Origin of the sequence: Paracoccus marcusii (genome assembly GCF_028621715.1) — a bacterium.
Classification (GTDB): domain Bacteria; phylum Pseudomonadota; class Alphaproteobacteria; order Rhodobacterales; family Rhodobacteraceae; genus Paracoccus; species Paracoccus marcusii.
Genome location: NZ_CP117466.1, coordinates 1,604,610 through 1,627,361 on the forward strand (window position 1 = coordinate 1,604,610; position 22,752 = coordinate 1,627,361).

The following is a 22,752-nucleotide window of genomic DNA, read 5'->3' on the forward strand; positions in this document are numbered from 1 at the left end:
GTTATCCGGCGACGGCGGCCTGCACGGCATCCAGGCCGGGCTGCCCGTCCAGCGTGGTGACGCCGTCCAGCCAGGGACCCATCGCATCGGGATTGGCGGCCAGCCACTCGCGCGCCGCGTCCTGCGCGTCGGCGCCGTCGTCCAGGATCGCGCCCATCAGCTGGTTCTCCATCGACACGTCGAAGACCAGCTGGCTGAACAGCCGCGCGGCATTGGGGCACATTTCGGCCCATTCGCTGCGGGCAAGGGTGTGGACGGTCGCACCGCCAAAATCGGGGCCGAACTGTTCGTCGCCGCCCGACAGATAGGTGATCTCGATCGCCTCGTTCATCGGGTGGGGCGCCCAGGCCAGGAAGACGGTGGGCGTGTCGGCATTGCGGGTGACCTGCGCCAGCATCGCCTGTTCACCGCTCTCGACCAGCTCCCAATCGCCCAGGCCGAACAGATCGGCGTCGATCATGCCCTGGATGTTCTGATTCGCGGGGGCCCCGGGTTCGATGCCATAGATCTTGCCCTCGAACGCGTCGCGATGGGCGTCCAGATCGGCGAAATCCCCGACACCAAGCGCCGCGGCGGCGGGGTTCACGGCCAAGGTGAACTTGGCGCCCTCCAGGTTCTGCGCCAGCTCGGTCACGCCGCCATCGGCGTCCAGATCCTCCCGGAACGCGGCCTGCGCCGGCATCCAGTTGCCCAGGAACACGTCGGTCTGCGCGCCCTTCAGCGCCTCATAGCCGACGGGAACGGACAGGGTGGCGATGTTCGGGGCATAGCCCAGGGCCTCCAGCACGACCGCCGCGACGCCGTTCGTCGCGGTGATGTCCGTCCAGCCCGGATCGGACAGGCGGACCGTGCCGCATTCGGCAGGATCGGCGGCATGGGCAGGCAGGGCGGCCACGCCCAGAAGCAGGGCGGCAAGGATCGGCTTGGTCATGGGGTCTCTCCTGTCGGTGTGAAGATCTGCCCTCATGCTGGGCAGATTCTCAGGGCGCGCCCGCCTGAATGCGACAGTCAGCGCGTCGGAACTGGTGTATCACCACGGTAATCATAAAAACCGCGGCCCGTCTTGCGGCCCAGCCAACCTGCCTCGACATATTTCGTCAACAGCGGGCAGGGGCGGTATTTCGTGTCGGCCAAGCCGTCATGCAGCACGTTCATGATGGCCAGGCAGGTGTCCAGGCCGATGAAATCGGCCAACTCCAGCGGGCCCATCGGGTGGTTGGTGCCCAGCTTCATCGCGCTGTCGATGCTACTGACGGATCCCACGCCTTCGTAAAGCGTATATACGGCCTCGTTGATCATCGGCATCAGGATGCGGTTCACGATGAAGGCGGGGAAATCCTCGGCGGTGGCCGATGTCTTGCCCAGCTTCTCGACGACGGCGTGCAGTTCGCGATAGGTGGCCTCGTCCGTGGCGATGCCGCGGATCAGCTCGACCAGCTGCATCACGGGAACGGGGTTCATGAAGTGGAACCCCATGAATTTTTCGGGCCGGTCGGTGCGCGAGGCCAGCCGCGTGATCGAGATCGACGATGTGTTCGACGTCAGGATCGTCTCGGGCTTCAGGTGCGGGACCAGGTCCTCGAAGATCGCCTGCTTCACCGTCTCGCGTTCGGTCGCGGCCTCGATCACCAGGTCGCATTGGCCCAGGTCCGACAGCTTCAGCGTCGTGCGGATATGGCCCATGGCGGTCGCCTTGACCTCAGCGGTGATCTTGTCGCGGGCGACCTGACGTTCCAGGTTGCGGTCGATCAGGGCGATGGCCTTGTTCAGCGCATCCTGGCTGATGTCGGTCAGCAGCACGTCATAGCCCGCCACCGCAAAGACATGCGCGATGCCGTTGCCCATCTGACCTGCGCCGATCACGCCAACCGATTGAACTGTCATGCCTGCATCCCCTGTTCCGACGCCGGGACGATAGGGCGGGGCGGGACATGCTGCAATGCAAAACCGCCCCCCGTCGCCGGGGGGCGGCCCGTGGCAATCCTTGTGCGGGATTACAGCTTTTCGGTCAGTTCCGGGACGATGGTGAACAGATCGCCCACCAGGCCGTAATCGGCGACTTGGAAGATCGGCGCTTCCTCGTCCTTGTTGATGGCCACGATGACCTTGCTGTCCTTCATGCCGGCCAGGTGCTGGATCGCACCGGAAATGCCGACCGCGACGTAGAGCGCGGGCGCCACGACCTTGCCGGTCTGGCCCACCTGCCAGTCGTTCGGGGCATAGCCCGAATCGACCGCCGCGCGCGATGCGCCGACGGCGGCGCCCAGCTTGTCGGCCAGCTGTTCGATCATCACGAACTGCTCCTTGGAGCCCAGGGCGCGCCCGCCCGACACGACACGTCCGGCCGAGGTCAGTTCGGGGCGGTCGTTCTGGGCGACTTCGTCGTTCAGCCATTTCGACAGGGCCGGATCGTCCGCCAGCGCGGCGTCGGACACGGGCGCCGCGGGACCTTCGCCGGCCGCATCAAAGCTGGCCACGCGGATGGTCATGACCTTCTTGCTGTCGGCCGAGGTGATCGTCTGGATGGCGTTGCCGGCATAGACCGGACGCTCGAACGTGTCGGCGTCGATCACGGCGGAGACGTCGGACATCACCATCACGTCCAGCAGGGCCGCGACACGCGGCATGACGTTCTTGGCATCCGTGGTGGCGGGGGCCGCGATGTGGCTGTAGTCGCCCGCCAGCGCCACGATCAGCGCGGCGGTCGGTTCGGCCAAGCGGTGGCCGTAACGCGGATCCTCGGCGACCAGCACCTTGGAGACGCCGGCGATGGTCGCGGCCTGATCGGCCGCCGCACGCGCCTGTGCGCCGGCGCACAGCACGGTCACGTCGCCCAGGGCGGTGACGGCATGGACGGCCTTGGCGGTCGCATCGCGGTTCAGTTCGCCGCCGGTGACTTCGGCCAGAAGAAGAACAGCCATCACACGATCCCCGCTTCTTTGAGTTTCGACACAAGTTCGTCGACCGATCCGACCTTGATCCCGGCCTTGCGGCCCTCGGGTTCGCGGGTCTTGACCACGGTCAGGCGTGGGGTGACGTCGACGCCGTAATCGGCGGCGGTCTTCTCCTCCAGCGGCTTCTTCTTGGCCTTCATGATGTTGGGCAGCGACGCATAGCGCGGCTCGTTCAGGCGCAGGTCGGCGGTCACGATGGCGGGCAGCTTGACCTCGATGGTTTGCAGGCCGCCGTCGACCTCGCGGGTGACATGGGCCGCGTCGCCCGCGATCTCCAGCTTGCTGGCAAAGGTCGCCTGGCTCCAGCCCAGCAGGGCCGACAGCATCTGGCCGGTCGCGTTCATGTCGTTGTCGATCGCCTGCTTGCCGGCGATGACCAGCTGCGGCTTTTCGGCATCGACGATCGCCTTGAGGATCTTGGCGACGGCCAGCGGTTCGATGTCCTGATGCACGTCATCGGCGGCGACGACCAGGATGGCGCGGTCCGCCCCCATGGCCAGCGCAGTGCGCAGGGTTTCGGCAGCCTGCTTGACGCCGATGCTGACGGCCACGATCTCGGTGGCCGCGCCCTTTTCCTTCAGGCGGATGGCTTCTTCGACGGCGATCTCGTCGAAGGGGTTCATCGACATCTTCACGTTGGCCAGATCGACACCCGATCCGTCCGCCTTCACGCGGGCCTTCACGTTATAGTCGATCACGCGCTTGACTGGCACGAGGACTTTCATCGGCCTCTCTCCCTTTGTTTGCGTCATCTGTCGCAGGATTGTTAGACAGGGAAATCCGGCAAGGACAGGGCAAAAGCGTCACAGGACGCAGCGTTTGCGGCGACGCCCCCGTCAGCGGCTGGCGCCCGGCACCCACAGGATATCGTCCGCGCCGTCGTTGTTGGCCACGCGGCCCGCGACGAACAACCAGTCCGACAGCCGGTTCAGATAGCGGATCGCACTGGCGTTCACGTCGCCCCCCGCCAGCAGTTCGGTGGCGCGGCGTTCCGCCCGGCGCGCCACCGTCCGCGACAGGTGCAGATGCGCAGCCAGCGCGCTGCCACCGGGCAGGATGAAGCTGCGCAGCGGCGCGATGTTGGCGTTCATCGCGTCGATCTCGGCCTCGAGGCGGTCGATCTGGGCGTCGATGATGCGCAGGACCGGATAGCCCGCCTGATCGTCCGCGGCCATGTTCGGGCGCGACAGGTCGGCGCCCAGGTCGAACAGGTCGTTCTGGATCACGGCGATGCGTTCGGCCAGATCGCCCGTCGCATGCTGGCGGCACAGGCCCAGGGTCGCGTTCAGTTCGTCGACGGTGCCGTACGCTTCGACACGGGGGTCGTGCTTGGCCACGCGGCTGCCGTCGGACAGGGCGGTGTCGCCCTTGTCGCCGGTGCGGGTATAGATCTTGTTCAGAACGACCATCAAATCGACCTCAGCCACAAAAACAGCATCAGGATGACCAGCGCGGCGGCCTGGGCATACAGCCGCCAGCGCATCATGCGGTTGCCATGCTTGCGGTTGAAATCGCCGCCTTTGGCAAAGCCGCCGATCCCCGTCAGCAGGATCGCGATGACGACCCCGACGGACAGGATCGTGACAAGGAACAGGGATTGATCGGGCATGGGGGACACCGCCTTTCGGCCGCCAACCTAGTTGCGCCGCGCAAACCAGTCCAGAGCGCGGGTCGGCAGAACCCGCCGCGCGACCCCGGAAATGCGCGTCGGCGCCGTGACATAGTAGCGCGGGGCGGGATTCGCCGCCGTCAGCGCGGTCAGGATGCGGTCGCTGACCGCGCGCGGCGGCAGCTCGAACCGGTCCTTGCCCGAGGGCTCATAGAGACGCTTGAGCAGGCTGGCGCGGTACTGGTCGGCGCGCGGGCTGGCCTGCCAGTTCACCCACCGCTCGAAATGCGGGATGGCGTTTTCGCGAATGCGGCTGGTGATGGGCCCCGGCTCGATCAGGGTGACGTGGATGCCGGTGCCGTGCATCTCGAGGCGCAGCACGTCGGTCAGCCCCTCCAGCGCGAATTTCGTGGCCACATAGGGGCCGCGCCACGGGATGCCGACCAGCCCCAGGACCGAACTGATGGTGACGATCCGCCCCGCACCGCGGTCGCGGAAATGCGGGATCAACCGGGTGGTCAGGTCATGCGTGCCAAGCAAATTGACCTCGAAGATGGCGCGCAGGGCGCCGCGGGGCATGTCCTCGACCGCGCCGGGCAGGGCGAACGCCGCGTTGTTGATCAGCGCGTCGATCGGACCGCCGGCCAGCGCGGCCTCGGCGCAGGCGGCGACGCTGTCCTCGGACGCAAGGTCCAGGGGCAGGCACTCCATCCCTTCGGCCTGCCGGGCGGCGATGTCCGTCGGGGTGCGGCAGGTGGCCACGACCTGCCAGCCCTGCGCCTGCAGGTGGCGCGCGGCGTCCAGGCCGATGCCCGACGAACAGCCGGTGATCAGCACGCGCCTCATGGTGCGTCGGACGTCAGGAACTGGGCCGAGACGAATCCCTGCTGACCTTCGGCCGTCTGCACCTGCACCCAATCGCCGCCCGTCGGTCCCAAGGCCTGCACCGCCGATCCGCCGGTCAGGCTGGCCACGACCGGATTGTCGGTGCCCGCGCCTGCGCGCATGTTCACCCGGTCGGCCGTGACATACAGCACCGGCCCATCCACCGGCACCACCTGCGCGGCCTCCGGTGTGGCCCCCGCATATTCGGGCGACGGCTCCAACGGCGGACCGGGAAAGCGCTGCGTGCGTTCCGGGGTCTGGCTGGCGGCGGGGACTATGTCGACCGACGGCGTCGCGGGCAGGGTGCCAGCCGCCGGGGCGGTCAGCGACGGCGCGCCTGCATCGGTCGCGGCGCTGGCCCGCGTTGCCGGTTCCGGCCTGCGTTCGGTCCGCAGGTCGCCCTGGCCGAACCGGTCCAGCGTCATGAACACGCCCAGCAGCGTCACCAGCATCAGCAGTCCCAGCCTGATCATCGCGCCCGTCCCCCGTTGCGGCCATCGGATTAACCGATTTGATCGTCCAACGCCACGCGGACGGCAGCGTTCCCGGCCAGCTTTTCGATCTGGACCGGGCGGGCCATGGGGCCTATCCAAGGCGCATGGCCGACGATCTGATCCCCCAGCCCGAACAGGGCACCTCTTCCGAACCCCTCAGCCGTGCGATCGGCGAGCGGTACCTGACCTATGCGCTGTCCACGATCATGCACCGCGCGCTGCCCGATGCCCGCGACGGGCTGAAGCCGGTGCACCGCCGCATCCTCTATGCGATGCGCGAACTGCGCCTGGCGCCCAACGGGGCGTTCCGAAAGTCGGCCAAGATCACCGGCGACGTGATGGGCAACTATCACCCGCATGGCGACGCCGCGATCTATGACGCGATGGCCCGCCTGGCCCAGGATTTCGCCATGCGCTATCCGCTGGTGGACGGGCAGGGGAACTTTGGCAACATCGACGGTGACAACCCTGCCGCCGCGCGATACACCGAGGCCCGCCTGGCCGCGACGTCAGAGGCGCTGATGGATGGCCTGGCCGAGGATTCGGTCGATTTCCGCCCCAACTATGACGGCACGCTGAGCGAGCCGGTCGTGCTGCCCTCGGCCTTTCCGAACCTGCTGGCCAACGGTGCGTCGGGGATCGCGGTTGGCATGGCAACCAACATCCCCCCCCACAACCTGCACGAGGTCGTGGACGCCTGCCTGCATCTGATCAAGACGCCCGACGCGCGCGACGACACGCTGGCGACCCTGATCAAAGGGCCCGATTTCCCGACCGGCGGCGTGCTGGTCGAATCGGCGGGCAGCATCGCCGAGACCTATCGCACCGGGCGCGGCGCGTTCCGCCTGCGCGCGCGCTGGACGCAGGAGGATCTGGGCCGCGGGCTGTGGCAGATCGTCGTCACCGAGATTCCCTATCAGGTGCAGAAATCCAAGCTGATCGAACGGCTGGCCGAACTGATCCAGACGCGCAAGATTCCGATCTTTGCCGATGTGCGCGACGAATCCGCCGAGGACGTGCGCATCGTCATCGAACCGCGTGCCCGCACCGTCGACCCCGAACAGCTGATGGGCGCGCTGTTCCGCGCCAGCGACCTGGAGATCCGGTTCAACCTGAACATGAACGTGCTGATCGACGGCCGCGTGCCCAAGGTCTGCTCGCTCAAGGAGGTTCTGCGCGCGTTCCTGGACCACCGCCGCGACGTTCTTGTGCGCCGCGCGGCCTATCGTCTGGACAAGATCGCGTCGCGCCTGGAGGTGCTGGAAGGCTATCTGGTCGCCTATCTGAACCTGGACCGCGTGATCGAGATCATTCGGACCGAAGACGAGCCCAAGGCCGTGATGATGGCAGAGTTCGGCCTGAACGACGTGCAGGTCGAGGCGATCCTGAACATGCGCCTGCGCGCCCTGCGCAAGCTAGAGGAGATCGAGCTGCGCGCCGAACGCGACGCCCTGTTGACCGAACGCGAGGGGCTTCAGGCGATGCTGGACAGCGAGGCCGCGCAATGGGCGCGCATCGCGGACCAGCTGAAGGAGGTGCGCAACCTGTTCGGCAAGTCGCGCCCCGAGGGTCAGCGCCGCACCACAATCAGCGAGGCCACCGAGATGCCCGTGATCGACCTGGAGGCCATGATCGAGCGTGAGCCGGTGACCGTGGTCCTGTCGAAGATGGGCTGGATCCGCACCCTGAAGGGCCACCAGCCGCTGGACGCCGAACTGAAGTTCAAGGACGGCGACGGCCCCGGTCAGGCGCTGCATGCCGAGACGACTGACAAGCTGATGATATTCGCGTCGAACGGGCGGTTCTACACCCTTCCGGTCAACACGCTGCCCGGCGGGCGCGGGATGGGAGAACCCTTGCGCCTGATGGTCGATCTGCCCAACGAGGCGCAGGTCATCGCCATGTTCCCGTGGCGCGAGGGGGCGAAGTATCTGGTCGCATCACGGGCAGGCGACGGGTTCATCGTGGGCGCGGGGGACATCCTGGCTCAGACCAAGACCGGGAAGCAGGTCCTGAATGGCGACGCGCTGCTGTGTCGTCCGGTATCGGGCGACCACGTCGCCGTCATCGGCGAAAACCGAAAGATGCTGGTCTTTCCCTTGGCCGAACTGCCCGAGATGGCACGCGGCAAGGGCGTGCGGCTGCAGCGTTTTGGCAAGGGCGGTGGGCTGGTCAAGGCGGATGAGCTGGTCGATGCGATCTGCCTGACGCTGGCGCAGGGCCTGTCCTGGCCCATGACCGGCGGCAAGACCCGGACCGAACCGGACCTGACCGAATGGCTGGGCAAGCGGGGCAGTGCCGGCCGAATGGCGCCGCGCGGTTTCCCGCGCGACAACCGCTTTGCCTGAGGCGGCACCCCTCGCGACGTCAAGGGGCGCCGAGAGGGTCCGGGGCGGTTGAGCCGCCCGGAAGGGTCGCTCAGAGCCCGCCGCCGCCGACGGACCCGAAATATTCGCCGGTGATGTAGCTGGCCTCGTCCGAGGCCAGCAGCACATAGATCGGCGCGATCTCGACCGGCTGCCCGGGGCGACCCAAGGGTTGGCTTGCGCCATGTTCCTTTGCCTTGTCGGTCGGCTGGCCGCCGCTGATCTGCAGCGCGGTCCAGTAGGGGCCGGGGCAGACCGCATTCACGCGGATGCCGCGCGGGGCCAGCTGTTTCGCCAGCGACTGCGCGAATGCCACGTTCGCGGCCTTGGACTGCGCATAGTCGAACAGATGCGCCGACCCCGAGAACGCCTGCACCGAAGAGGTGATGATGATCGATGCGCCCGCATCCATGTGGGGCAGCGCGGCCCGCGTCACCCAGAAGGGCGCATAGATGTTGGTCTTCATCGTGGCGTCGAAATCCTCGGTCGTCAGGTCCTCCAGCTTTTCGCAGAACTGCTGGCGACCGGCATTGTTGACCAGGATGTCCAGCCCGCCCAGCTGGGACACGGCGCTCTCGACCATCTCCTTGCAGAAACCCTCGTCGCGCAGGTCGCCCGGAACGGCGACGGCCACGCGGCCCTCCGCCTCGATCAGCGAGATGACCGCGTCGGCATCGGCCTGTTCGTCGGGCAGATAGCAGATGGCGACGTCCGCACCCTCGCGGGCAAAGGCGATCGCTGCCGCGGCGCCGATGCCGCTGTCGCCGCCGGTGATCAGGGCGCGCTTGCCCGATAGGCGACCTGCGCCGCGATAGCTGGTCTCGCCATGGTCGGGCAGGGGGTCCATCTTCTGGGCCAGGCCGGGAAAGGGCTGTTCCTGCGCCGGGAAATCGGGGACGGGAAGGCGCGGCTCGGCGATGGCGCCACTGCGGAACGGGGGACGGGCGGGGGTGTCGGACATCTGTGGCCTCATGCGTTTGCGGTTCGCAGGCCAACCGCACAGCACGGCGAATGTTCCGGTCCGTCCGGGGCAAGAAAGATCAACCGCGCATGAAAAAGCCGCCGCCCCGATGGGACGGCGGCGATGGTCGGTACGGTCTCAGGCGCCGTTGTAAAGCGGCATCACGCCCGCCTCGGCATGGACGGCGTTGACGGTGGCGCGGTCCAGCTTCATCGCGGTTGCCAGGTCATTCAGATAGCGGGCCTCGGCCTCGCTGTCGAAGTCGATCGCCAGCAGCGACATCAGATAGACCTGACGCTCCATCCCTTCGGGGACCTCGCGGGCAAGGCCCGCCGCGTCGACGGGCGCGGCCATCTGGTCGCGGATGAACTGGCGTTCGTCATCGTCCAGATCGTCGCCCAGATGACCCAGCAGGCGCTGGCGTTCGGTGTCGTCGACATGGCCGTCGGACTTGGCCGCCTGGATCATCGCGCGCAGCATCAGCCCGGCGATGGCATTCTGTTCCGGCGTGGGCGCGACCTGCGGTTCGCCGTCATGGGCCAGCGCATCGTCGAACAGCGCACCAAAGGTGGCATTGTTCTTTTCCTGCGATCCCTTCGTGGCCAGGTGGCCCGCCGCACCGCCCGCGGCCGCGCCGCCCAGAAGGCCGCCTAGCATTCCGCCCAGGCTGCCGCTACCCATGCTGCTGCCGCCGCGCTGGCCGCCCAGCTTGTCCAGCAGGCCGCCAAGCGAACCGCTGCCCGTCCCGGTGCCGCCGCCAAGGGCACGGCCCAGCATCTGGTTCAGGCTGCCGCCCGACGTACCGCCGGTGTTGTTGCCCAGCAGGTTGTCCAGCAGGCCGCCGCTGGCCTTGCGCTGGCCGGGACGCCCGCCATGCTGGTTGTTCATCATCGTGCCGATCCCCTTGGCCAGCATCACGCCGGCGGCGACCTTGGACAGGCTTCTCATCAGGCTCATGCGAATCCCCCTTGTGGATGGGCGCGGACCTGATGGCCCGGCGCCTTGCGCTGCCAAACGATATGGGTCGCCCCGCGGTTCCTGCAAAGGGGCGGGCAGGCGCCCCGACCCCGACATGATTAGCCACGGCACGCAAGCCCGCCCTTGATTTCCCCGCGCGCGCCTTATACATCGCGGCGCACGTCAATCCGGGGCCCTTTCAGCCATGCCCCGCGGATCCAGGAGGCCCACATGGCAAAGGCAAAGTTTGAACGGAACAAACCGCACGTCAACATCGGCACGATCGGCCACGTTGACCACGGCAAGACGACGCTGACGGCGGCCATCACGAAGTACTTCGGCGAATTCCGCGCCTATGACCAGATCGACGGCGCGCCCGAAGAGAAGGCCCGCGGGATCACGATCTCGACCGCGCACGTGGAATACGAATCCGAGACGCGCCACTATGCGCATGTCGACTGCCCGGGCCACGCCGACTACGTCAAGAACATGATCACCGGTGCCGCCCAGATGGACGGCGCGATCCTGGTCGTGAACGCCGCCGACGGCCCGATGCCCCAGACGCGCGAGCACATCCTGCTGGGTCGCCAGGTAGGCATCCCCTACATGGTCGTCTACCTGAACAAGGTCGACCAGGTGGATGACGAGGAACTGCTGGAACTGGTCGAGATGGAAGTCCGCGAGCTGCTGTCCTCCTACGACTATCCGGGCGACGACATCCCGATCATCAAGGGTTCGGCGCTGGCAGCCATGGAAGGCCGCGACAACGCCATCGGCGAGGATTCGATCCGCGCGCTGATCGCCGCCGTCGACGAGTACATCCCGACCCCCGAGCGTGCGATCGACCAGCCGTTCCTGCTGCCGATCGAGGACGTGTTCTCGATCTCGGGCCGCGGCACCGTGGTCACCGGCCGCATCGAGCGCGGCGCGGTCAACGTGGGCGACGAACTGGAGATCGTGGGCATCCGCGACACCAAGAAGACCACCTGCACGGGCGTCGAGATGTTCCGCAAGCTGCTGGACCGCGGCGAGGCCGGCGACAACGTGGGCGTCCTGCTGCGCGGCATCGACCGTGACGGCGTCGAGCGCGGCCAGGTCCTGGTCAAGCCGAAGTCGGTCACCCCGCACACCCAGTTCGAGGCCGAGGCCTACATCCTGACCAAGGAAGAGGGCGGCCGCCACACGCCGTTCTTCGCGAACTACCGCCCGCAGTTCTACTTCCGGACCACGGACGTCACGGGCACCGTCAAGCTGCCCGAGGGCACCGAGATGGTGATGCCCGGCGACAACCTGAAGTTCGAGGTCGAGCTGATCGCCCCGATCGCGATGGAAGAGAAGCTGCGCTTCGCCATCCGCGAAGGCGGCCGCACCGTCGGCGCAGGCGTCGTCTCCAAGATCATCAAGTGATCCAGGGCCCGAACGGGCCAAGGAATGCTGCGGGAAAGGCCACCCTTCGGGGTGGCCTTTTTCATGCGGCCCGCGGCGCTTGACGGGCAGGCCGATTTGCGGCATAGGACCGCAACGCTGCCGGTTCGCGAAGAATCGTCGGTTTTGCGCGTGGCCGCCTCATCGTGGGCGGCCTGCGTTTTTTTCGTACGGTCCGATGCTGGCGCCGCGTGGTGCGCCGTCAGCCTCTCGACTGGAACTCCCCGCAAGAGGGATGTCTTTATGCAAAGCCAGAATATCCGGATCCGGCTGAAGGCCTTTGATTACCGCGTGCTGGACGCCAGCACCCAGGAAATCGTCAACACGGCCAAGCGCACCGGCGCGACCGTCCGCGGCCCGATCCCGCTGCCGAACAAGATCGAGAAATTCACCGTCCTGCGCGGTCCGCACATCGACAAGAAGTCGCGCGATCAGTGGGAAATCCGCACGCACAAGCGTCTGCTGGACATCGTCGATCCGACCCCGCAGACCGTTGACGCCCTCATGAAGCTCGACCTCGCCGCCGGCGTGGACGTCGAGATCAAAGTCTGAGGAGGCAGATCATGTTGCGTACTGGTATCATCGCCAAGAAACTGGGCATGACCCGTCTGTTCCTCGAGGACGGCCGTCAGGTTCCCGTCACCGTCCTGCAACTGGACGGCCTGCAGGTCATCGCACAGCGCACCGCCGCGACCGATGGCTATACCGCCGTCCAGCTGGGCGCCGGCGAAGCGAAAGCAAAGCGCACGACCGCAGCGATGCGCGGTCACTTTGCCAAGGCCTCGGTCGCGCCCAAGCGCAAGATCGTGGAATTCCGCGTGGCGGAAGAGAACCTGATCAACGTCGGTGAGGAGATCACGGCTGACCACTACTTCTCGGGTCAGTATGTGGACATCGCCGGCATCTCGATCGGTAAGGGCTTTGCTGGCGCCATGAAGCGCCACAACTTCGGCGGTCTGCGCGCGTCGCACGGCGTGTCCGTCAGCCACCGTTCGCACGGTTCGACCGGCCAGTGCCAGGACCCCGGCAAGGTGTTCAAGGGCAAGAAGATGGCAGGTCACCTGGGTGCCGTCCGCGTCACCACGCAGAACCTGCAGGTCGTCCGCACGGATTCCGAGCGCGGCCTGATCATGGTCAAGGGCTCGGTTCCGGGCTCGAAGGGTGGCTGGGTCACCGTCAAGGACGCCGTCAAGAAGGCGACGCCCGAGAACCTGATCTATCCGGCCGCCCTGCGGTCCGCCGCCCGCGAAGCCGCGCGTCTGGCTGAAGAAGCCGCCGCCGCCGCCGCCGCCGAGGAAGAAGCCGCCCGCGAGGAGGCCGCCCGTCTGGCCGCCGAGCAGGAAGCCGCCGCCCTGGCCGAGGCCGAAGCCTCGATCAAGTCGGACAAGGACGCTGCCGATCCCAACGCGGAAGAGCCGGCCTCCAATGACGACGCGCCGGAAGGAGACAAGTGATGAAACTTGATGTGATCAAGCTGGATTCCGGCGCAGCCGGGTCGATCGATCTGGCCGACGACATCTTCGGGCTGGAGCCGCGCGGCGACATCCTGCAGCGCGTCGTGCGTTGGCAGCGCGCCAAGGCACAGGCCGGCACCCACTCGGTGCTGGGCAAGTCGGACGTCAGCTACTCGACCAAGAAGATCTATCGCCAGAAGGGCACCGGCGGCGCACGCCACGGCTCCCGCAAGGCGCCGACCTTCCGTCATGGCGGCGTCTACAAGGGTCCGACCCCGCGGTCGCACGCTTTCGATCTGCCCAAGAAGGTCCGTGCCCTGGGTCTGCGTCACGCGCTGTCGGCGAAGGCCACCGCGGGTGAACTGGTCATCATCGAGGATCTGAACCTCGCTGATGCCAAGACCGCAGCCGTCGCCAAGGCCGTCCGTGAGAACGGCTGGAAGCGCGTGCTTGTGATCGACGGTGCCGAAGTGAACGAGAACTTCGCCCGTGCCGCCCGCAACATCGAAGGCGTGGACATCCTGCCGTCGATGGGTGCCAACGTGTATGACATCCTCAAGCGTGATACCCTGGTCATCACGCGCGCCGGTGTCGAAGCTCTGGAGGCTCGTCTGAAATGAGCGCGAAAGCAGAACATTACGACGTGATCGTCAAGCCGATCATCACCGAGAAGGCCACCATGACGTCCGAGAACAACGGCGTCGTGTTTCAGGTCGCCAAGGACTCGAACAAGCCGCAGATCAAGCAGGCCGTCGAGGCCCTGTTCGGCGTCAAGGTGAAGGCGGTCAACACTACCATCACCAAGGGCAAGCAGAAGCGCTTCCGCGGCCAGCTGGGTCGTCGCAGCGACGTCAAAAAGGCCTATGTGACGCTGGAAGCCGGCAGCACCATCGACGTTTCGACCGGTCTCTGATAACCGGACGCGATCTGGCGGCCCCGGCATTCCGGGGCCGCCGCAATTGACTGAAACGGACCACCCTGGTCCAAAGCAACGGAAGACAGAAAGATGGCATTGAAGTCGTACAAACCGACGACGCCTGGCCAGCGTGGGCTGGTTCTGATCGACCGTTCGGAGCTTTGGAAAGGTCGCCCGGTCAAGAGCCTCACCGAGGGTCTGACCAAGAAAGGCGGCCGGAACAACACCGGACGGATCACCATGCGGCGCCAAGGCGGCGGCGCGAAACGCCTGTATCGCATCGTCGATTTCAAGCGCACCAAGTTCGACATGGCCGGCACGGTCGAGCGGATCGAGTACGATCCCAACCGCACCGCCTTCATCGCGCTGATCAAGTACGAAGACGGCGAGCAGACCTATATCCTGGCACCGCAGCGTCTGGCCATCGGCGACAAGGTCGTCGCGGGTTCCAAAGTCGACGTGAAGCCGGGCAACGCCATGCCCTTCAGCGGCATGCCCATCGGCACGATCGTCCACAACGTAGAGCTGAAGCCCGGCAAGGGCGGCCAGATCGCGCGTTCGGCTGGCACCTATGCCCAGTTCGTGGGCCGTGACGGCGGCTATGCCCAGATCCGCCTGTCCTCGGGCGAGCTGCGCCTGGTCCGTCAGGAGTGCATGGCGACCATCGGCGCCGTGTCGAATGCCGACCATTCGAACCAGAACCTCGGCAAGGCCGGCCGCAACCGCCACAAGGGCATCCGCCCGAGCGTCCGCGGTGTCGCCATGAACCCGATCGACCACCCGCATGGTGGTGGTGAGGGCCGCACCTCGGGTGGCCGCACGCCGGTCACGCCCTGGGGTAAGGACACCAAGGGCAAGAAGACCCGCAGCAACAAGGCGACCGACAAGTACATCTTGCGTTCGCGTCACGCGAAGAAGAAGGGGCGCTGACCTATGGCACGTTCTGTTTGGAAAGGCCCCTTTGTTGACGCCTATGTGCTCAAGAAAGCCGAGAAGGCCCGTGAGTCGGGAAAATCCGACGTCATCAAGATCTGGTCGCGTCGCTCGACCATCCTGCCGCAATTCGTCGGCCTGACCTTTGCCGTCTACAACGGGCACAAGCACATCCCCGTGAACGTCAGCGAAGAGATGATCGGTCAGAAATTCGGTGAATATTCGCCCACGCGCACCTATTACGGGCACGCCGCGGACAAGAAAGCCAAGAGGAAGTAATCGTCATGGGTAAGGAAAACAATCCGCGCCGCGTGGCGGAGAACGAGGCCTTCGCCAAGACGAAGATGCTTCGCACCTCGCCGCAGAAGCTGAACCTGGTGGCTCAGCTGATCCGCGGCAAGAAGGTCGACAAGGCTCTGGCCGACCTAACCTTCTCGCACAAGCGCATCGCCGGCGACGTGAAGAAGTGCCTTCAGTCCGCCATCGCGAACGCCGAGAACAACCACGGTCTGGACGTCGACAACCTGGTCGTCGCCGAGGCCTGGGTCGGCAAGAACCTGGTGATGAAGCGTGGCCGTCCGCGGGCACGTGGCCGCTTCGGCAAGATCATGAAGCCGTTTTCGGAAATCACCATCAAGGTGCGCCAAGTCGAGGAGCAAGCATAATGGGTCAGAAGGTCAATCCGATCGGCATGCGCCTCCAGGTCAACCGCACCTGGGACAGCCGCTGGTACGCCGACGACAAGGACTATGGCAATCTGCTGCTTGAAGACCTGAAGATCCGGGACTTCATCCGCACCGAGGCCAAGCAGGCCGGCATCAGCCGCGTCATCATCGAGCGCCCCCACAAGAAGTGCCGCGTGACCATTCACGCAGCGCGTCCCGGTGTCATCATCGGCAAGAAGGGTGCGGACATCGAGACCCTGCGCAAGAAGCTGGCGAACTTCACCGACAGCGAACTGCACCTGAACATCGTCGAAGTGCGCAAGCCCGACGTCGATGCGCAACTGGTCGCCGAGTCGATCGCTCAGCAGCTGGAGCGTCGCGTGTCGTTCCGCCGCGCGATGAAGCGTTCGGTCCAGAACGCGATGCGCATGGGTGCCCTGGGCATCCGCGTGAACGTCGCCGGCCGTCTGGGCGGTGCCGAGATCGCGCGGACCGAGTGGTATCGCGAGGGCCGCGTGCCCCTGCATACCCTGCGGGCCGACATCGACTATGCACTCTGCGAAGCCACGACCCCGTACGGGATCATCGGCGTGAAGGTGTGGATCTTCAAGGGCGAGATCATGGAACATGATCCCCAGGCCCATGATCGCCGCGCTGCCGAGGCCCAGGAAGGTCCGGCCCCCCGTGGTCCGCGCCGCGACGCCCGGTAAGGAGTAGAAAACAATGCTGCAACCGAAACGGACCAAGTTCCGCAAACAGCACAAGGGCCGTATCCACGGCGAGGCAAAGGGCGGTTTCGACCTGAACTTTGGCTCGTTCGCCCTGAAGGCAACCGAACCGGAGCGCGTCACCGCGCGCCAGATCGAGGCGGCCCGCCGCGCGATCACCCGTCACATGAAGCGTCAGGGCCGGGTCTGGATCCGGATTTTCCCGGACGTTCCGGTGTCGTCCAAGCCCACCGAGGTCCGGATGGGTAAGGGCAAGGGTTCCGTCGACTTCTGGGCGGCCCGGGTGCATCCCGGCCGGATCATGTTCGAGATCGACGGCGTGAACGACACCATCGCCCGCGAGGCCCTGCGCCTCGGCGCGATGAAGCTGCCGGTCCTGACCCGCATCGTCGCACGCGAAGACTGGTAAGCGTCGGCCCGCCGGGCCAGCGCGAAAGGGGGCCCCGCCGAGCGATCGGCGGGGCCCCTGCCTTTTCCCGCAAACGGGCTTGCCAAACGGGCGTTCAGCCTGTATGCGCAGGCCTTCATCACGAAACTCCACCGGAATCAGGGTGGCCCTGGCGACAGGGGCTCTCCGGTGATGTTGAAAGGAAGACGCGTCATGGACGCCACCGAACTGAAGTCGAAGACGCCCGACCAGCTGAAGGATCAGCTGGTTGCGCTGAAAAAAGAGGCCTTCAACCTGCGCTTTCAGCAGGCGACCGGCCAGCTGGAAAGCACCGCACGCATGCGCACCGTCCGTCGCGACGTGGCCCGCGTGAAGACGATTCTGAACCAGAAAGCGGCCGAAGCCGCGGCCTCGAACTAAGGAGCCCGGCCCATGCCCAAACGTATCCTGCAAGGCCGCGTCACCAGCGACAAGAACGAACAGACGATCACCGTCCTGGTCGAGCGCCGCTTCAAGCATCCCGTGCTGCACAAGATTGTGCGCTCGTCGAAGAAATACCGCGCGCATGACGCGCAGAACCAGTTCAAGATCGGGGACACCGTTCGCATCGTCGAATGCGCCCCGATCTCGAAGACGAAACGCTGGACTGTCCTGACGGACGAAGCGGTCAACGCCTGAAGTCCATCATTACAGATCAGAAATGATCGAAACCCTGGGGCCGCAGTCGGCGGTCCCCAAAGGTCGGGAGAAACCAAATGATCCAGATGCAGACCAATCTGGATGTTGCTGATAACTCGGGCGCTCGCCGGGTTCAGTGCATCAAGGTCCTGGGTGGTTCGCACCGTCGCTATGCGTCGGTGGGCGACATCATTGTCGTGTCCGTGAAGGAAGCCATCCCCCGGGGCCGGGTGAAGAAAGGTGACGTCCGCAAGGCCGTCGTCGTTCGCACCGCCAAGGAAGTGAATCGCGAAGACGGAACCTCGATCCGCTTCGACCGCAATGCCGCCGTCATCCTGAACAACCAGGGCGAACCGGTCGGCACCCGTATCTTCGGGCCGGTCGTGCGCGAGCTGCGTGCGAAGAACTTCATGAAGATCATCTCGCTTGCACCGGAGGTGCTGTGATGGCTGCCAAGCTGAAGAAGGGCGACAAGGTCGTCGTGCTGGCCGGCAAGGACAAGGGCAAGCAGGGTGAGATCACCGCTGTCATGCCCAAGGACAACAAGGCCATCGTGGACGGCGTGAACGTCGCCATCCGCCACACCAAGCAGTCCCAGAACAGCCAGGGCGGCCGCGTGTCGAAGGCCATGCCGATCGACCTGTCGAACCTGTCGCTGATGGACAAGAACGGCAAGGCAACCCGCGTCGGCTTCCGCATGGAAGACGGCGGCAAGGTCCGCTTTGCCAAGACCACGGGAGACGTGATCTGATGCTGGACGACGCCAAGTACACGCCCCGCCTGCGCGCGGTGTTCACCGACACCATCAGGGCCGCGCTGAAGGAAGAGTTCAGCTACAAGAACGACATGCAGATCCCGCGTCTGGACAAGATCGTCCTGAACATGGGTGTCGGCGAAGCCGTCAAGGACACCAAGAAGGTCAAGCAGGCGGCCGACGAGCTGTCGCTGATCGCCGGTCAGAAGGCCATCATCACCTATGCCAAGAAGTCGATCGCCGGCTTCCGCGTGCGTGAGGAGATGCCGCTTGGCTGCAAGGTGACCCTGCGCGGCGACCGCATGTACGAATTCCTGGACCGCCTGATCAACATCGCGCTGCCCCGCGTCCGCGACTTCCGCGGCGTGAAGCCGACGTCGTTCGACGGTCGCGGCAACTATGCGATGGGCCTGAAAGAGCACATCGTTTTCCCGGAAATCAACTTCGACAAGGTCGACGAAGTTCTGGGGATGGACATCATCATCTGCACCACCGCGACGACCGACGCGGAAGCGAAGTCGCTGTTGAAGCATTTCAACATGCCGTTCACCAGCTGATCGCGGAGGGAAAGAAGATATGGCAAAGAAATCCATGATCGAGCGCGAGAACAAGCGCGCACGTCTGGTCAAGCAATACGCTGCAAAGCGTGCTGAACTGAACGAGGTCATCAAGGACCAGTCCCGCCCGATGGAAGAGCGGTTCAAGGCCACGCTGAAGCTGGCCGAACTGCCGCGCAACTCGTCGGCGACGCGCCTGCACAACCGGTGCCAACTGACCGGTCGTCCGCATGCGTATTACCGCAAACTGAAACTGTCGCGGATCATGCTGCGCGAGCTCGGCTCGCACGGTCAGATCCCCGGCCTGGTCAAGTCCAGCTGGTAAGGGGGCACATACCATGATGAACGATCCTCTCGGCGATATGCTGACCCGCATCCGCAATGCGCAGATGCGCGGCAAATCGACCGTCCGCACCCCCGCCTCCAAGCTGCGTGCCTGGGTTCTGGACGTGCTGAAGAACGAAGGTTACATCCGCGGCTACGAGGAAGTGACCACCACCGAGGGCCACAAGGAGCTGGAAATCGGGCTGAAGTACCACGACGGAACCCCGGTCATCCGGGAACTGTCGCGCGTGTCGAAGCCAGGTCGCCGGGTCTATGCCGGGTCCAAGGAAATCCCGCAGGTCCGTCAGGGTCTGGGCGTCTCGATCGTCTCGACTCCCAAGGGCGTCATGTCGGATGCAGCGGCTCGCAATGCCAATGTTGGCGGCGAAGTCCTCTGCACCGTGTTCTAAGGAGGGCAGAATGTCTCGTATTGGTAAGAAGCCGGTCGAACTGCCCAAGGGCGTGACGGCCGAGATCAAGGGTCAGACCATCGAAGTGAAGGGGCCGAAGGGCACCCGTCATTTCACGGCGACCGATGATGTGGATCTGGTGCTGGAAGACGGCTCCGTCGCGGTCAAGCCGCGCGGAACGTCCAAGCGTGCGCGCCAGCAGTGGGGGATGACCCGCTCGATGATCGAGAACCTGACCGTGGGCGTGTCCACCGGGTTCAAGAAGGAGCTGGAGATCCAGGGTGTGGGTTACCGCGCCAACATGCAGGGCAAGGACCTGAAGTTGGCTCTGGGCTACTCGCATGACGTGATCTTCGAGGTGCCGGAAGGCGTCACGGTGTCGTCTCCGAAGCAGACCGAAATCGTTGTGGAAGGCATTGACCAGCAGCTTGTTGGCCAGGTCGCAGCGAACATCCGCGAGTGGCGCAAGCCCGAGCCCTACAAGGGCAAGGGTATTCGCTACAAGGGCGAGTTCGTGTTCCGCAAGGAAGGCAAGAAGAAGTAAGGGGCGCATGAAATGGCACTGAAAAAGCAAGAGCTGTTCCAGAAGCGCCGCCTGCGCGTTCGGAACAAGCTGCGGGCGATGTCGAACGGCCGTCCGCGGATGTCGATCCACCGGTCCTCGAAGAACATCTTCGTGCAGGTGATCGACGACCTGAAGGGCGTGACCCTGGCTTCGGCTAGCACGCTGGAGAAGGACCTGGGCCTGATCGGCAAGAACAACGTCGAGGCTGCGGCTAAGATCGGTTCGACCATCGCCGAGCGTGCGAAAGCCGCTGGCGTGGAAGAAGTCGTGTTCGACCGCGGCGGCTTCATCTTCCACGGCAAGGTCAAGGCTTTGGCCGACGCCGCCCGTGAAGGTGGTCTGAAGTTCTGATCCTGCGGACGGCGCACGCCCCAGTGGCGGCGCCGTCCCGATGATCCGGGAGCATCCGTTCACCGGGATCGATACAACCGGCGCCGCGCGCGCCCGCGTACAAGGAATGCCTCATGGCAGAACGTGACAACAACCGCCGGGGCGGTCGCAACGACCGCGAAGAGAACCCGGAATTCCAGGACCGCCTGGTTGCCATCAACCGCGTGTCCAAGACGGTCAAGGGCGGCAAGCGCTTTGGCTTTGCGGCACTCGTCGTCGTCGGTGACCAACGCGGCCGCGTCGGTTTCGGCAAGGGCAAGGCCAAAGAGGTCCCCGAGGCGATCCGCAAGGCGACCGAGCAGGCCAAGCGCGGCCTGATCCGCGTCCCTCTGCGTGACGGCCGTACCCTGCACCACGACATCGAAGGTCGTCATGGCGCCGGCAAGGTCATCATGCGCACGGCCGTCGCCGGTACCGGCATCATCGCAGGCGGCCCGATGCGCGCCGTGTTCGAGATGCTGGGCGTGCAGGACGTCGTGGCCAAGTCGCAGGGGTCGCAGAACCCCTACAACATGATCCGTGCCACCCTGGACGGTCTGAAGAAAGAGTCGAGCCCCCGCAGCGTCGCGACCCGTCGCGGCAAGAAAGTGGCCGACATCCTGCCCTCGAACGACAAGCCGGCTGACGCCGCTGTCGAAGCGTAAGGAGCGAGACGCATGGCAACCATCGTCGTCAAGCAGATCGGATCGCCGATCCGCCGCCCCAAGGACCAGCTGGCTACCCTGAAGGGCCTTGACCTGAACAAAATGAACCGCACCCGCGAACTGGAGGATACCCCCTCCGTGCGCGGCATGGTCAACAAGATCCCGCACCTGGTGGCGATCATCGAAGAAAAGGCCTGATCCCCCGCGGTCAGGACAGTGAAACGCCCCGCCATTGCGGGGCGTTTTGCGTTTCAGCGCTATTCGCGGCAGGCATAGAGCGTGCCGCCCACCGCCACGACCGATACCGCAGCCCCGGTCAGCAGCACCGGAGAGGCCGCGACCGCCGCTGCCGCACCGCCAAGCGAGGCCAGGGCCCCGGACACCGCCGTGCCCGCGCCGCTGAGGATCACGGCCCCGGACGCATCGGGCAGCGCCTGCAGCCCCTGCACTGACCGTCGGGCCGCGGCACCCGACAGCGCCCCCGCGGCGGCGGTCGTCTGGTTCACGCGGCGGCAGACGGCGCGGGTCTGGCTGCGGCACACGCCCCAGGCATCCCGCGCCCCCAGGTCATAGCCCATCACCGATTCGCTGGCCTTGTCGAAGCGGAGGCAGAAGGGCAGGCGTTCCTCGTCCGTCAGTTCGGGCGTCAGGCTGCGCAGGACGACATAGCTGGGGCAGTCGTGGCGCCCGATGCGGGTGGCAAGCTGTTCGCGGCGCGAATAGGTGTCCGACAGCCGCGCCTCGGCCTTGTCATAGCCCATGACGACATCGCGGTCATTGATGCGGGCGGTGCAGAAGGTCGGCTCTGCCTCCTGCGCGGCGACGGGCGCGGCCGGCAGGGCGGAGAGCAGGGCAAGGACGGGGATCAGGGCAAGGCGGGGCATGGCAACTTCCGGTAGTATCGGGGATGGCCCATGCGTGGGGCAGGGGGGCGCGCCACTCAAGACACAAGATGGTGTCGGGCGTGATTGGCAACGCCCCTGTGGCGGGATCGCTTGAAAGATGCGGGCATTGCGCGTATAGGGCCCCGGTGCTCAATGGCACAGTGATTCAACAAGCAAGAAAAGCCGTGGCCCCCTGTTTCGCTTCGAGGGAGTGTCCGGCAAGGAGAAGCGACATGAAACTGCATGAAATCCGCGACAATGATGGCGCGAACCGCTCGAAGAAGCGCGTTGCGCGTGGTCCGGGCTCGGGCAAGGGCAAGACCGCCGGCCGGGGTATCAAGGGCCAGAAGTCGCGTTCGGGCGTCGCCCTGGGCGGATACGAAGGCGGCCAGATGCCGCTGTACCGCCGCCTGCCCAAGCGCGGCTTCAGCAAGCCGAACGCAAAGTCGTTCGCCGTCGTGAACCTGGGCCAGATCCAGGGCTTCATCGATGCGGGCAAGATCGACGGCAAGGCAGAGCTGACCGAAGACGCGCTGGTCGCATCGGGTCTGGTCCGCCGCAAGCTGGACGGCATCCGTCTGCTGGCCACGGGCGAGCTGAAGTCGGGCATGACCATCACCGTCACCGGTGCCTCGAAAGCCGCGATCGACGCGGTCGAGAAGGCGGGCGGCAAGGTCAACCTGCCGGCAGCGCGCGAAGCGGCGGCCGAATAAGCTGTTGAAGGGGGCTTTCCTGCCCCATAGATAGCATCTAGGTTTTCAGGCGCCGCCGGTCCCCGCGAAAACGGGTCGGCGGCGCTGTCATGACACGG

General features: G+C 65.6%; 34 protein-coding genes. 23 read left to right on the forward strand and 11 right to left on the reverse strand.

All coding sequences use genetic code 11. From position 1 onward, the window contains the following. Nucleotide 1: 1 nt before the first annotated feature. From choX to PRL19_RS07950, 8 genes are all read right to left on the reverse strand, one after another. On the reverse strand, nt 2-931 hold the full coding sequence (gene choX, locus PRL19_RS07915; protein ID WP_148911879.1) for a choline ABC transporter substrate-binding protein: 930 nt from the start codon (nt 929-931) through the stop codon (nt 2-4). Nucleotides 932-1,008: 77 nt separating this feature from the next. Next, nucleotides 1,009-1,884: a 3-hydroxybutyryl-CoA dehydrogenase gene (locus PRL19_RS07920; RefSeq protein ID WP_045982758.1), complete on the reverse strand. Its 876-nt coding sequence runs from the start codon at nt 1,882-1,884 to the stop codon at nt 1,009-1,011. Between the two features lie 110 nt (nt 1,885-1,994). Beyond that, complete coding sequence (locus tag PRL19_RS07925; protein ID WP_273742579.1) at nt 1,995-2,921, reverse strand: electron transfer flavoprotein subunit alpha/FixB family protein; 927 nt, start codon at nt 2,919-2,921, stop codon at nt 1,995-1,997. Then, nucleotides 2,921-3,679, reverse strand: coding sequence for an electron transfer flavoprotein subunit beta/FixA family protein (locus PRL19_RS07930; RefSeq protein ID WP_273742580.1), 759 nt, complete (start codon nt 3,677-3,679; stop codon nt 2,921-2,923). Before PRL19_RS07930 ends, PRL19_RS07925 begins: the two co-directional genes overlap by 1 nt. 111 nt (nt 3,680-3,790) lie before the next feature. Then, on the reverse strand, nt 3,791-4,363 hold the full coding sequence (locus PRL19_RS07935) for a cob(I)yrinic acid a,c-diamide adenosyltransferase (protein WP_046000094.1): 573 nt from the start codon (nt 4,361-4,363) through the stop codon (nt 3,791-3,793). Continuing rightward, complete coding sequence (locus PRL19_RS07940; RefSeq protein WP_045982762.1) at nt 4,363-4,563, reverse strand: twin transmembrane helix small protein; 201 nt, start codon at nt 4,561-4,563, stop codon at nt 4,363-4,365. Before PRL19_RS07940 ends, PRL19_RS07935 begins: the two co-directional genes overlap by 1 nt. Nucleotides 4,564-4,590: 27 nt before the next feature. After that, the gene (locus tag PRL19_RS07945; protein ID WP_273742581.1) at nt 4,591-5,409 is read right to left on the reverse strand and encodes an SDR family NAD(P)-dependent oxidoreductase; all 819 of its coding nucleotides are present in this window, start codon (nt 5,407-5,409) and stop codon (nt 4,591-4,593) included. Further along, nucleotides 5,406-5,921, reverse strand: coding sequence for an SH3 domain-containing protein (locus PRL19_RS07950; protein ID WP_273742582.1), 516 nt, complete (start codon nt 5,919-5,921; stop codon nt 5,406-5,408). Before PRL19_RS07950 ends, PRL19_RS07945 begins: the two co-directional genes overlap by 4 nt. Before the next feature lie 125 nt (nt 5,922-6,046). Between PRL19_RS07950 and parC the strand changes: the two genes are divergently transcribed. Further along, entirely contained in the window at nt 6,047-8,290 is a 2,244-nt protein-coding gene (gene parC, locus PRL19_RS07955; protein ID WP_273742583.1) for a DNA topoisomerase IV subunit A, read from the forward strand. A 70-nt stretch (nt 8,291-8,360) separates the two neighbouring features. Here parC and PRL19_RS07960 read toward each other — a convergent pair whose 3' ends face one another. Together PRL19_RS07960 and PRL19_RS07965 are read right to left on the reverse strand one after the other, a co-directional pair. Next, nucleotides 8,361-9,269, reverse strand: a complete 909-nt coding sequence (locus tag PRL19_RS07960) for an SDR family oxidoreductase (protein ID WP_217844790.1) — start codon at nt 9,267-9,269, stop codon at nt 8,361-8,363. 138 nt (nt 9,270-9,407) lie between these two features. Next, nucleotides 9,408-10,226, reverse strand: coding sequence for a DUF533 domain-containing protein (locus PRL19_RS07965; RefSeq protein WP_273742584.1), 819 nt, complete (start codon nt 10,224-10,226; stop codon nt 9,408-9,410). A 231-nt stretch (nt 10,227-10,457) separates the two neighbouring features. Between PRL19_RS07965 and tuf the strand changes: the two genes are divergently transcribed. The 21 genes from tuf to rpmD all read left to right on the forward strand — a co-directional run bounded on the left by tuf (nt 10,458) and on the right by rpmD (nt 21,255). Continuing rightward, entirely contained in the window at nt 10,458-11,633 is a 1,176-nt protein-coding gene (gene tuf / locus PRL19_RS07970) for an elongation factor Tu (protein WP_045983513.1), read from the forward strand. Nucleotides 11,634-11,894: 261 nt separating this feature from the next. Further along, the gene (gene rpsJ, locus PRL19_RS07975; protein ID WP_042247848.1) at nt 11,895-12,203 is read left to right on the forward strand and encodes a 30S ribosomal protein S10; all 309 of its coding nucleotides are present in this window, start codon (nt 11,895-11,897) and stop codon (nt 12,201-12,203) included. Nucleotides 12,204-12,214: 11 nt separating this feature from the next. After that, nucleotides 12,215-13,105: a 50S ribosomal protein L3 gene (gene rplC, locus PRL19_RS07980; RefSeq protein ID WP_045982165.1), complete on the forward strand. Its 891-nt coding sequence runs from the start codon at nt 12,215-12,217 to the stop codon at nt 13,103-13,105. Continuing rightward, entirely contained in the window at nt 13,105-13,725 is a 621-nt protein-coding gene (gene rplD, locus PRL19_RS07985) for a 50S ribosomal protein L4 (RefSeq protein WP_045982164.1), read from the forward strand. Before rplC ends, rplD begins: the two co-directional genes overlap by 1 nt. Then, nucleotides 13,722-14,018 (forward strand): 50S ribosomal protein L23, encoded by a 297-nt coding sequence (locus tag PRL19_RS07990; RefSeq protein ID WP_046000098.1) that lies wholly within the window; start codon nt 13,722-13,724, stop codon nt 14,016-14,018. Before rplD ends, PRL19_RS07990 begins: the two co-directional genes overlap by 4 nt. Before the next feature lie 93 nt (nt 14,019-14,111). Beyond that, on the forward strand, nt 14,112-14,951 hold the full coding sequence (rplB, locus tag PRL19_RS07995; RefSeq protein WP_045982162.1) for a 50S ribosomal protein L2: 840 nt from the start codon (nt 14,112-14,114) through the stop codon (nt 14,949-14,951). Between the two features lie 3 nt (nt 14,952-14,954). Continuing rightward, nucleotides 14,955-15,233, forward strand: a complete 279-nt coding sequence (gene rpsS, locus PRL19_RS08000) for a 30S ribosomal protein S19 (protein WP_045982161.1) — start codon at nt 14,955-14,957, stop codon at nt 15,231-15,233. Between the two features lie 5 nt (nt 15,234-15,238). Beyond that, nucleotides 15,239-15,619: a 50S ribosomal protein L22 gene (rplV, locus tag PRL19_RS08005; protein WP_042247864.1), complete on the forward strand. Its 381-nt coding sequence runs from the start codon at nt 15,239-15,241 to the stop codon at nt 15,617-15,619. Next, on the forward strand, nt 15,619-16,329 hold the full coding sequence (gene rpsC, locus PRL19_RS08010; RefSeq protein ID WP_045982160.1) for a 30S ribosomal protein S3: 711 nt from the start codon (nt 15,619-15,621) through the stop codon (nt 16,327-16,329). Before rplV ends, rpsC begins: the two co-directional genes overlap by 1 nt. Nucleotides 16,330-16,342: 13 nt before the next feature. Continuing rightward, nucleotides 16,343-16,756, forward strand: a complete 414-nt coding sequence (gene rplP / locus PRL19_RS08015; protein ID WP_045982159.1) for a 50S ribosomal protein L16 — start codon at nt 16,343-16,345, stop codon at nt 16,754-16,756. 192 nt (nt 16,757-16,948) lie between these two features. Then, nucleotides 16,949-17,155 carry a 50S ribosomal protein L29 gene (gene rpmC, locus PRL19_RS08020; protein WP_045982158.1) on the forward strand — a complete coding sequence of 69 codons (207 nt, stop codon included), beginning with the start codon at nt 16,949-16,951 and terminating at the stop codon, nt 17,153-17,155. A 12-nt stretch (nt 17,156-17,167) separates the two neighbouring features. Beyond that, complete coding sequence (rpsQ, locus tag PRL19_RS08025; protein ID WP_045982157.1) at nt 17,168-17,413, forward strand: 30S ribosomal protein S17; 246 nt, start codon at nt 17,168-17,170, stop codon at nt 17,411-17,413. A gap of 77 nt (nt 17,414-17,490) precedes the next feature. Further along, entirely contained in the window at nt 17,491-17,859 is a 369-nt protein-coding gene (rplN, locus tag PRL19_RS08030; protein ID WP_022708219.1) for a 50S ribosomal protein L14, read from the forward strand. Continuing rightward, entirely contained in the window at nt 17,859-18,164 is a 306-nt protein-coding gene (gene rplX / locus PRL19_RS08035) for a 50S ribosomal protein L24 (RefSeq protein WP_045982156.1), read from the forward strand. Before rplN ends, rplX begins: the two co-directional genes overlap by 1 nt. Next, entirely contained in the window at nt 18,164-18,724 is a 561-nt protein-coding gene (gene rplE / locus PRL19_RS08040; protein ID WP_273742585.1) for a 50S ribosomal protein L5, read from the forward strand. The genes rplX and rplE overlap by 1 nt, the downstream gene beginning before the upstream one ends. Before the next feature lie 19 nt (nt 18,725-18,743). Further along, nucleotides 18,744-19,049, forward strand: coding sequence for a 30S ribosomal protein S14 (gene rpsN, locus PRL19_RS08045; RefSeq protein WP_042247889.1), 306 nt, complete (start codon nt 18,744-18,746; stop codon nt 19,047-19,049). 16 nt (nt 19,050-19,065) lie between these two features. Next, entirely contained in the window at nt 19,066-19,458 is a 393-nt protein-coding gene (rpsH, locus tag PRL19_RS08050; protein WP_045982167.1) for a 30S ribosomal protein S8, read from the forward strand. A gap of 10 nt (nt 19,459-19,468) precedes the next feature. After that, nucleotides 19,469-20,002: a 50S ribosomal protein L6 gene (gene rplF / locus PRL19_RS08055; protein WP_045982154.1), complete on the forward strand. Its 534-nt coding sequence runs from the start codon at nt 19,469-19,471 to the stop codon at nt 20,000-20,002. 12 nt (nt 20,003-20,014) lie between these two features. Then, nucleotides 20,015-20,374, forward strand: coding sequence for a 50S ribosomal protein L18 (gene rplR / locus PRL19_RS08060; RefSeq protein ID WP_045982153.1), 360 nt, complete (start codon nt 20,015-20,017; stop codon nt 20,372-20,374). Between the two features lie 113 nt (nt 20,375-20,487). Beyond that, a complete protein-coding gene (rpsE, locus tag PRL19_RS08065) occupies nt 20,488-21,057 on the forward strand; it encodes a 30S ribosomal protein S5 (RefSeq protein WP_042247897.1) in 570 nt (189 codons plus the stop codon). Nucleotides 21,058-21,069: 12 nt separating this feature from the next. After that, nucleotides 21,070-21,255, forward strand: a complete 186-nt coding sequence (gene rpmD / locus PRL19_RS08070; protein WP_273742586.1) for a 50S ribosomal protein L30 — start codon at nt 21,070-21,072, stop codon at nt 21,253-21,255. Between the two features lie 59 nt (nt 21,256-21,314). Here the strand turns inward: rpmD and PRL19_RS08075 are convergent, their stop codons facing one another. Continuing rightward, on the reverse strand, nt 21,315-21,941 hold the full coding sequence (locus PRL19_RS08075; protein ID WP_127897946.1) for a hypothetical protein: 627 nt from the start codon (nt 21,939-21,941) through the stop codon (nt 21,315-21,317). Nucleotides 21,942-22,174: 233 nt separating this feature from the next. On the opposite strand from PRL19_RS08075, the gene rplO reads away from it, so the two are divergent. Next, entirely contained in the window at nt 22,175-22,654 is a 480-nt protein-coding gene (gene rplO, locus PRL19_RS08080) for a 50S ribosomal protein L15 (RefSeq protein ID WP_273742587.1), read from the forward strand. Nucleotides 22,655-22,752 lie beyond the last annotated feature (98 nt).

Coding starts and splice junctions, on each gene's coding strand:
- choX (WP_148911879.1), bottom strand. CDS start 931: ATGACCAAGCCGATCCTTGCCGCCCTGCTTCTGGGCGTGGCCGCCCTG.
- PRL19_RS07920 (WP_045982758.1), bottom strand. CDS start 1,884: ATGACAGTTCAATCGGTTGGCGTGATCGGCGCAGGTCAGATGGGCAAC.
- PRL19_RS07925 (WP_273742579.1), bottom strand. CDS start 2,921: ATGGCTGTTCTTCTTCTGGCCGAAGTCACCGGCGGCGAACTGAACCGC.
- PRL19_RS07930 (WP_273742580.1), bottom strand. CDS start 3,679: ATGAAAGTCCTCGTGCCAGTCAAGCGCGTGATCGACTATAACGTGAAG.
- PRL19_RS07935 (WP_046000094.1), bottom strand. CDS start 4,363: ATGGTCGTTCTGAACAAGATCTATACCCGCACCGGCGACAAGGGCGAC.
- PRL19_RS07940 (WP_045982762.1), bottom strand. CDS start 4,563: ATGCCCGATCAATCCCTGTTCCTTGTCACGATCCTGTCCGTCGGGGTC.
- PRL19_RS07945 (WP_273742581.1), bottom strand. CDS start 5,409: ATGAGGCGCGTGCTGATCACCGGCTGTTCGTCGGGCATCGGCCTGGAC.
- PRL19_RS07950 (WP_273742582.1), bottom strand. CDS start 5,921: ATGATCAGGCTGGGACTGCTGATGCTGGTGACGCTGCTGGGCGTGTTC.
- parC (WP_273742583.1), top strand. CDS start 6,047: ATGGCCGACGATCTGATCCCCCAGCCCGAACAGGGCACCTCTTCCGAA.
- PRL19_RS07960 (WP_217844790.1), bottom strand. CDS start 9,269: ATGTCCGACACCCCCGCCCGTCCCCCGTTCCGCAGTGGCGCCATCGCC.
- PRL19_RS07965 (WP_273742584.1), bottom strand. CDS start 10,226: ATGAGCCTGATGAGAAGCCTGTCCAAGGTCGCCGCCGGCGTGATGCTG.
- tuf (WP_045983513.1), top strand. CDS start 10,458: ATGGCAAAGGCAAAGTTTGAACGGAACAAACCGCACGTCAACATCGGC.
- rpsJ (WP_042247848.1), top strand. CDS start 11,895: ATGCAAAGCCAGAATATCCGGATCCGGCTGAAGGCCTTTGATTACCGC.
- rplC (WP_045982165.1), top strand. CDS start 12,215: ATGTTGCGTACTGGTATCATCGCCAAGAAACTGGGCATGACCCGTCTG.
- rplD (WP_045982164.1), top strand. CDS start 13,105: ATGAAACTTGATGTGATCAAGCTGGATTCCGGCGCAGCCGGGTCGATC.
- PRL19_RS07990 (WP_046000098.1), top strand. CDS start 13,722: ATGAGCGCGAAAGCAGAACATTACGACGTGATCGTCAAGCCGATCATC.
- rplB (WP_045982162.1), top strand. CDS start 14,112: ATGGCATTGAAGTCGTACAAACCGACGACGCCTGGCCAGCGTGGGCTG.
- rpsS (WP_045982161.1), top strand. CDS start 14,955: ATGGCACGTTCTGTTTGGAAAGGCCCCTTTGTTGACGCCTATGTGCTC.
- rplV (WP_042247864.1), top strand. CDS start 15,239: ATGGGTAAGGAAAACAATCCGCGCCGCGTGGCGGAGAACGAGGCCTTC.
- rpsC (WP_045982160.1), top strand. CDS start 15,619: ATGGGTCAGAAGGTCAATCCGATCGGCATGCGCCTCCAGGTCAACCGC.
- rplP (WP_045982159.1), top strand. CDS start 16,343: ATGCTGCAACCGAAACGGACCAAGTTCCGCAAACAGCACAAGGGCCGT.
- rpmC (WP_045982158.1), top strand. CDS start 16,949: ATGGACGCCACCGAACTGAAGTCGAAGACGCCCGACCAGCTGAAGGAT.
- rpsQ (WP_045982157.1), top strand. CDS start 17,168: ATGCCCAAACGTATCCTGCAAGGCCGCGTCACCAGCGACAAGAACGAA.
- rplN (WP_022708219.1), top strand. CDS start 17,491: ATGATCCAGATGCAGACCAATCTGGATGTTGCTGATAACTCGGGCGCT.
- rplX (WP_045982156.1), top strand. CDS start 17,859: ATGGCTGCCAAGCTGAAGAAGGGCGACAAGGTCGTCGTGCTGGCCGGC.
- rplE (WP_273742585.1), top strand. CDS start 18,164: ATGCTGGACGACGCCAAGTACACGCCCCGCCTGCGCGCGGTGTTCACC.
- rpsN (WP_042247889.1), top strand. CDS start 18,744: ATGGCAAAGAAATCCATGATCGAGCGCGAGAACAAGCGCGCACGTCTG.
- rpsH (WP_045982167.1), top strand. CDS start 19,066: ATGAACGATCCTCTCGGCGATATGCTGACCCGCATCCGCAATGCGCAG.
- rplF (WP_045982154.1), top strand. CDS start 19,469: ATGTCTCGTATTGGTAAGAAGCCGGTCGAACTGCCCAAGGGCGTGACG.
- rplR (WP_045982153.1), top strand. CDS start 20,015: ATGGCACTGAAAAAGCAAGAGCTGTTCCAGAAGCGCCGCCTGCGCGTT.
- rpsE (WP_042247897.1), top strand. CDS start 20,488: ATGGCAGAACGTGACAACAACCGCCGGGGCGGTCGCAACGACCGCGAA.
- rpmD (WP_273742586.1), top strand. CDS start 21,070: ATGGCAACCATCGTCGTCAAGCAGATCGGATCGCCGATCCGCCGCCCC.
- PRL19_RS08075 (WP_127897946.1), bottom strand. CDS start 21,941: ATGCCCCGCCTTGCCCTGATCCCCGTCCTTGCCCTGCTCTCCGCCCTG.
- rplO (WP_273742587.1), top strand. CDS start 22,175: ATGAAACTGCATGAAATCCGCGACAATGATGGCGCGAACCGCTCGAAG.